This window comes from Brevundimonas sp. (assembly GCF_052436175.1).
GTDB lineage: Bacteria > Pseudomonadota > Alphaproteobacteria > Caulobacterales > Caulobacteraceae > Brevundimonas.
In genome coordinates this window covers 1-6,841 of sequence record NZ_JBQVNM010000099.1, presented here as the reverse complement: position 1 = coordinate 6,841, position 6,841 = coordinate 1, and the positions used below count along the sequence as shown (strand labels likewise).

Below are 6,841 nucleotides of genomic sequence, written 5' to 3'. Positions count from 1 at the left end.
GCCCGCCGCCGCCTTCACCCCGCCGCCCAAGGTGGCCTCGGCCGTCGTGCATCTGGTCCCGCACGACCGGCGCCCCGACCCCGCCACGATAAGGCGGCTGGAGCGGGTCACCGCCGCCGCCTTCGGCCAGCGCCGCAAGATGCTCCGCTCCAGCCTGAAACAACTCGGCGGCGGCGCCCTGTGCGAGGCTGCCGGTATCGAGCCCGACGCCCGCGCCGAGGTCATCGATCTGCCGGGCTTCCTCAGACTGGCCGACGCCCTGGGCGCGATAGAGGCTTCGGCATGACCGCAGAGATCGAACCCTTCCACGCCATCGCCATCAGCCGGATCGCCCACCAGCTCAAGACCCAGGGCCGCTCCATCATCCACATGGAGTTCGGCCAGCCCTCGACCGGCGCCCCGCCCGCCGCCATCGCCGCCGCCCATGGCGTGCTCGACACCGACGGCATGGGCTACTGGGAAAGCCCGGCGCTGAAGGCCCGCATCGCCCGCCTCTATCAGGACCGCCACGGTCTCGACATCGACCCCGACCGGCTGTTCCTGACCTGCGGCGCCTCGCCCGCCCTGGTCCTGGCCCTGTCCAGCAGGATCGACCCCGGATCCCGGATCGACAAGGCCAGTCCAGGAAAAGTCGCATGACGCAACAAAAAACGCGCCCTGCACATGCAGCCGGTGGAGATCGCCTGCGGCCCGGCCGAACATTTCCAGCTGACAGCCGCCGCCCTGGACGCGCTCGATCCCGCACCCGACGGCCTCATCATCGCCAGCCCGGCCAATCCGACCGGCACGCTCATCGCCCCTGAAGAACTGGCCGCCATCGCCGGGGTCTGCGCCCGGCGCGGCATCGCCATCATCTCGGACGAAATCTACCACGGCCTGACCTACGCCGGATCGACGCCCTCGATGCTGGAGTTTGCTCCCGACGCGACCGTCATCAACAGCTTCTCCAAATACTGGAGCATGGCCGGCTGGCGGCTGGGCTGGATTCTGGTCCCGCCGACGCTGATCGAGCCGGTCCGCGCCCGGATCGGCAACCTGTTCCTGACGCCCCCGTCTCTCAGCCAACACGCCGGTCTGGCGGCCATGGACAGCGACGACGTGTTGCAGGGCCACCTCGACACCTACCGCGCCAACCGCACCCTGATGCTGGACGCCCTGCCCGCCCTGGGCCTGAAGTCGATCGCCCCGCCCGACGGAGCCTTCTATATCTGGGCCGACATCGGCCACCTGACTGACGACAGCCTGTCGTTCTGCGAGCAGTTGTTGCGCGACACGGGCGTGGCGACCGCCCCCGGCGTCGACTTCGACCCCGTCGACGGCCACCGCTTCATGCGCTTCAGCTTCGCCGTCTCGACAGAGCAGGTCCGCGACGCCCTGGCCCGGATGATCCCCTGGTTCGCGGCCCGCGCGGGGCGCTAGACCACTTCCCTCAGCAGGGCGGCCTTGTAGTCCGCGACCCACAGGTTGCGGGCCCGGCGGGCCCGTTCGGCGTGATAGACGTGGGCCAGTTCCGAATAGGAGCTGTCGAAGTCCTCGTTGACCAGCACATAGTCGAAGGCGTCGCAGTGCTCGATCACGCCCTTGGCGTTGGCCACGCGGCGTTCGATCACGTCCTCGGCGTCCTGTGAGCGAGTCACCAGACGACGCCGCAGTTCGGCCAGGCTGGGCGGCAGAATGAAGACGCGGACAGCGTCCTCCGGGCATTTCTCGGCCACATCACGCGCGCCCTGCCAGTCGATGTCGAACAGCACGTCCCGACCCTCGGCCAGGGCCCGGTCCACCGGCGCCCGGGGCGAGCCGTAGCAGTTGCCGTGCACATCGGCCCATTCGAGGAAGGCGTCTGCGGCGACCAGCCGGTCGAACTCTTCACGCGACACGAAATGATAGTCGCGCCCGTCCACCTCGCCCGGCCGGATGCCGCGCGTGGTCATCGACACCGACAGCTCCAGATTCCGGTGATCGGCCATCAGGCGGCGGCACAGCGACGTCTTGCCGGCGCCCGAGGGGCTGGCGACGATCAGCAGGACGCCTCGGCGGGGCGTGCGTTCACTCGACATTCTGGACCTGCTCGCGAAGTTGCTCGATGACCGCCTTCAGCTCCAGGCCGATTCCGGTCAGGGCGGTGGTAGCGGATTTCGAGCAGAGGGTATTCGCCTCCCTCATGAATTCCTGCATCAGGAAGTCGAGTTTCCGTCCGGCGGGGGGTTGCTGCAACAGGGCGCGGGCCGAGGCGACATGGGCCGCCAGCCGATCCAGCTCCTCGCGCACATCCGCCTTGGTGGCCAGGGCCGCCGCCTCCAGCACGATCCGCTCGTCCAGACCCGGCGCCTCGGGCGCCAGTTCGGCCATGCGGCGTGCGAAACGGTTGCGGATGGCGTCGGTCTGGGCCGTCGCCTCGTCCTCGGCCGAAGACACGAGGGCCTCGATCCGGTCGTTGAAGTCGGTGATGACGGGCGTCAGGGCCGCGCCTTCGCCCTCGCGTGACGCCTTCAGGGCGTCCAGCGCCTGTTCGATCGTGCCGGCCATGGCCGCCTCGACCCGTTCGCGGGCCTCAGGATCGTCCTCGTCCTCGGCGACATCCACGACGCCGCGCAGGGCCAGCAGACCGTCGGCGGACGGCGGCGTCGCCCCCTCCTCCGCCAGGGCGTTGGCCAGGGCCAGATAGCGATCCAGCGCCGCCTGATTGATCCGCAGCTCACCCGTCCCGCCCGACCGTTTGGCCTGGACGCCGAGGGTGACCTGACCGCGGTTCAGTCTCGCCTGGGCCGCCGCCTTGGCGCCGCGCTCCAGCCCGTCGAAGCCCGGTGGGCCGCGAAACCTCACCTCCAGCGACCGACCGTTGACCGACCGCGCCTCGACCGTCCAGTTCCAGCCGTCCAGCGCCCCGTCGGCCCGGCCGAAGCCGGTCATGCCCGAGATCGCGCTCACCGGCCGCCCGGCGCGGCCGGCCGCATCGCGCCCTGAGGCTGCATCGTGATGATGGCCTCGCCGGACGCAACGGGCGGCGGCGTTCCGGTCGCAGCCGGATCGGCCGTCGGGGACGTCGCCCCTGCGGGCGGCAGCCCGGCCTTGCGTCGCTCGACCTCGCGCCACCGGGCGACATTGACCAGATGCTCGTCGAAGGTCCGCGCGAAGACGTGACCGCCCGTCCCGTCCGCCACGAAGAACAGATCTTCCGAGCGCGGCGGGTTCAGAACCGCGGCGATGGCGTCCCGCCCCGGATTGGCGATCGGCGTCGGCGGCAGGCCGGAGATCAGATAGGTGTTGTAGCCGGTATCGGCCGCCAGTTCCGACTGCCGGATGCCCCGTCCCAGCGGTCGGCCTTTGGTGATGCCGTAGATGATGGTCGGATCGCTCTCCAGCCGCATGCCCAGTCGGAGACGGTTCGAGAACACCGCCGCCACGCGCGGTCGTTCGGCCGCCACCCCGGTCTCCTTCTCGACCACGGAGGCCAGGATCACGGCCTCCTCGGGCGACCGCACCACGGTCGTCGGCCCTCGGGCGGCCCACAGCTTGGCCAGATTGTCGTTCATGGCCTTCTGCATGCGCGCCACGACGGCCTGGCGCGTCTCGCCCCGCGACACCTCATAGGTCTCGGGCCACAGACTGCCCTCGGGCGGAACCTCGACCGTTCCGGTCAGAACCCCCTGCTTGTTCAGGATGTCGACGGCCTGGGCCGAGGACCATCCCTCGGGCAGGGTCACATAGTGGCGCACCACCGTCCCGTCGGTCAGCAGCTTCAGCACAGACCGCAGCGACGCCCTGTCCGGCACCCGGTACTCGCCGGCCCGCAGCCGTCGGTCGGCCCCGGTGATCGTGGCCGCCGCCTTGAACATGTCGATGGAGCGGATCACCCCGCTTTCCTTCAGCGTCGCCGCGATAGCCGAAACGCCCGACCCGCTGGGCAGGGTGACAATGGTGTCCTGGCCCGATCGCGCCGACGGCCCCGGCGCATAATAGACGCTCCAGCCCCAGACCAGGGCCGCGATCAGGAAGACGCTGAAAGTGGCGGAGGCCGTCAACAAGCCGACGAACAGCCCCGAGCGGCGGGCCTTGGGCGCGACCTTCGGCTTGCGCTCGGTCGCCACCCTCAGCCGACCTTCTTGAAGATCACCGAGGCATTGGTGCCGCCGAAGCCGAAGCTGTTGGACATGGCGACATCCACCTTCCTGTGACGCGCCTTGTGGGCGACCAGGTCGATGGCGGTTTCATGTTCGGGGTCGTCGAGATTGATCGTCGGCGGCACGACCTGATCCCGGATCGCCAGGATGGAGAAGATGGACTCGATCGCCCCGGCCGCGCCCAGCAGGTGTCCCGTCATCGACTTGGTCGAAGACACCGAGACGTTCGGCGCATGATCGCCGACCAGCGTCTCCACGGCCTTCAGCTCGATCCAGTCGGCCATGGTCGAGGTGCCGTGGGTGTTGACGTAGTCGAGGTCCGACGGCTCCATCCCGGCCCGTTTCAGGGCCGTCTTCATGGCCCGCAGACCGCCTTCGCCGTCTTCGGACGGGGCGGTGATGTGGTGGGCGTCGCCGCTCATGCCGTAGCCGACGACCTCGGCGTAGATCTTGGCGCCGCGCGCCTTGGCGTGTTCGTACTCTTCCAGCACCACCACGCCCGCGCCCTCGCCCATGATGAAGCCAGCATGACCCCGATCATAGGGGCGCGACGCCTTCTCGGGCGTGTCGTTATAGGCCGTGCACAGGGCCTTGCAGGCCAGAAAGCCGGCGATGCCGATCGGGACGATGGAGCCCTCGGCTCCGCCCGCGACCATCACGTCCGCGTCGCCCAGGGCGATCATCCGCGCCCCGTCGCCGATGGCGTGGGCGCCGGTGGCGCAGGCCGTCACGACCGAGTGATTCGGTCCCTTCAGCCCGTGGCGGATAGAGACCTGGCCGGAGACGAGGTTGATCAGGGCCGAGGTGATGAAGAAGGGGCTCACCCGACGCGGCCCCTGCTCCTTCAGCACGATGGCCGTATCGGCGATGGGGCCGAGGCCGCCGATGCCGGAGCCGATGATGACGCCGGTGGCCTCCTTGTCCTCGTCGGTCTCGGGGGCCCAGCCCGCGTCCTTCAGCGCCTCGTCGGCGGCGGCGATGCCGTACAGGATGAAGTCGTCGACGCGCTTGCGGTCCTTGGCCGACATGATCTGGTCGGGATCGAAGCTGCCGGGCGTGTCCGGCCCGCCGCCGCCGCGCCCGTCGACCGAGGGCACTTCGCCCGCGATCGTGCAGCCGTAGCCTTCGGTGTCGAAGCCCGTGATCGGCCCGATGCCCGAACGGCCCTCCACGATGCCCTTCCAGCTGTGTTCCACGCCCCAGCCCAGGGGGGTGACGAGGCCAAGCCCCGTGACGACGACGCGCCGCATGAATCGCGCTCCCGTTAACTCAAGACCCAAAACAATAATGGCCGCCGGGCCCTTCCGCTAGGGAAGGCCGGGCGGCCATCATGTCACGTCGATCGAACGACGGGCTTAGCCCGCGGTCTTCTCGGTGATGAACTTCACGGCGTCGCCGACCGTCTGGATGTGCTCGGCGGCGTCATCGGGGATCTCGATGTCGAACTCTTCTTCGAAGGCCATGACCAGCTCGACGTTGTCGAGCGAGTCGGCGCCCAGGTCGTCGATGAAGCTGGCCTTGTCGGTGACCTTGTCCGGATCGGCGTCCAGGTGTTCGATGACGATCTTGCGGACGCGTTCGAGGATATCGGACATATGTCTCTGCCTTCTGATGCCGCACGGTGCGGCGGTTTTCTCAATCTCTGCCGTATGACGGCGGAAGCGACGGCGCAAGCCCCGTCTGGAGCCCCACCCTCGTCGCCGGGCGTTTAGCACAGCCGACGGGGGTTGAAATAGCCTGTTGCAGGACGTGAACGCACCACGGGGGCGAGCGTTTCCGTCCGGCGGGCTCAGATCATCGCCATGCCGCCGTTCACGTGCAGGGTCTGGCCCGTCACATAGGCGGCCTCGTCGGACGACAGATAGACGGCGGCGGCGGCGATCTCGTCACCCGTGCCCAGCCGCCCGGCGGGGATGTTCTTCAGGATGGTCTCGCGCTGGGCGTCGTTCAGCACGTCGGTCATCGGCGAGGCGATGAAGCCCGGGGCGATACAGTTGACCGTAATGCCTCGCGACCCGACCTCCTGGGCCAGGGACTTGGAAAACCCGATCATCCCGGCCTTGGACGCCGCATAATTGGTCTGGCCCGGGTTGCCGGTCACGCCGACGACCGAGGTCACCCCGATGATCCGGCCCGAACGACGCTTCATCATTCCCTTCATCGCCGCCCGTGAAAGACGGAAATAGGATTCCAGGTTGATCTTGATGACCTGTTCGAAGTCCTCGTCCTTCATCCGCATCAGCAGGCCGTCCTTGGTGATGCCCGCGTTGGCGACCAGGATGTCCAGCGGCGAACCGGCGGCCTCTTCCGCACGCCCGATCAGGCCGTCGACGGATTCGGCGTCCGACAGGTTGGCGGCGGCGGCGAAGGCGCGCTCGCCCAGTTCGGCGGCGATCTCCTGAAGCACGGCCTCGCGCGTGCCGGACAGGACGACGGTCGCCCCCTGGGCATGCAGGGCGCGGGCGACGGCCCCGCCGATGCCGCCGGTGGCGCCGGTGACGAGGGCGGTCTTGCCGGTGAGGTCAAACATGGAATGATCCTTCTTCTAACTCGTCATCCTCGGGCTTGACCCGAGGATCGGGCGCTGGCCCGCATCGTGTCAGACGCTCGCGCCTGTCTCCGCCGCACAGCCTGCTGAACGACCGGCCCTCGGGGCAAGCCCGAGGGTGACGGGTCTGGTTCAGAGCGACGTGGGAAAAGCTTACAGGTCTTCCGGCGAG

7 protein-coding genes and 1 pseudogene are annotated in these 6,841 nt (G+C 68.7%); 2 read left to right on the top strand and 6 right to left on the bottom strand.

Annotated features, from left to right (window positions below):
• The coding region (locus tag ACT6QK_RS14570) for an rRNA adenine N-6-methyltransferase family protein (RefSeq protein WP_444598545.1) at nucleotides 1-286 on the top strand (286 nt) is incomplete at its 5' end.
• Nucleotides 283-1,419, top strand: a pseudogene (locus ACT6QK_RS14565) (pyridoxal phosphate-dependent aminotransferase). The gene ACT6QK_RS14570 and the pseudogene ACT6QK_RS14565, both read left to right, overlap by 4 nt.
• Here the strand turns inward: ACT6QK_RS14565 and gmk are convergent.
• The 6 genes from gmk to fabG all read right to left on the bottom strand — a co-directional run bounded on the left by gmk (nucleotide 1,416) and on the right by fabG (nucleotide 6,651).
• Nucleotides 1,416-2,057, bottom strand: a complete 642-nt coding sequence (gene gmk, locus ACT6QK_RS14560) for a guanylate kinase (RefSeq protein ID WP_444598544.1) — start codon at nucleotides 2,055-2,057, stop codon at nucleotides 1,416-1,418. The pseudogene ACT6QK_RS14565 and the gene gmk sit on opposite strands and share 4 nt — an antisense overlap.
• Entirely contained in the window at nucleotides 2,047-2,910 is an 864-nt protein-coding gene (locus ACT6QK_RS14555; RefSeq protein ID WP_444598546.1) for a YicC/YloC family endoribonuclease, read from the bottom strand. The genes gmk and ACT6QK_RS14555 overlap by 11 nt, the downstream gene beginning before the upstream one ends.
• A 14-nt stretch (nucleotides 2,911-2,924) precedes the next feature.
• Nucleotides 2,925-4,088, bottom strand: coding sequence for an endolytic transglycosylase MltG (gene mltG, locus ACT6QK_RS14550; protein WP_444598543.1), 1,164 nt, complete (start codon nucleotides 4,086-4,088; stop codon nucleotides 2,925-2,927).
• A gap of 2 nt (nucleotides 4,089-4,090) precedes the next feature.
• The gene (gene fabF, locus ACT6QK_RS14545) at nucleotides 4,091-5,371 is read right to left on the bottom strand and encodes a beta-ketoacyl-ACP synthase II (protein WP_444598542.1); all 1,281 of its coding nucleotides are present in this window, start codon (nucleotides 5,369-5,371) and stop codon (nucleotides 4,091-4,093) included.
• A gap of 105 nt (nucleotides 5,372-5,476) precedes the next feature.
• Nucleotides 5,477-5,716 (bottom strand): acyl carrier protein, encoded by a 240-nt coding sequence (locus tag ACT6QK_RS14540; RefSeq protein WP_444598541.1) that lies wholly within the window; start codon nucleotides 5,714-5,716, stop codon nucleotides 5,477-5,479.
• A 194-nt stretch (nucleotides 5,717-5,910) separates the two neighbouring features.
• Entirely contained in the window at nucleotides 5,911-6,651 is a 741-nt protein-coding gene (fabG, locus tag ACT6QK_RS14535; RefSeq protein ID WP_444598540.1) for a 3-oxoacyl-[acyl-carrier-protein] reductase, read from the bottom strand.
• Between the last annotated feature and the right edge of the window lie 190 nt (nucleotides 6,652-6,841).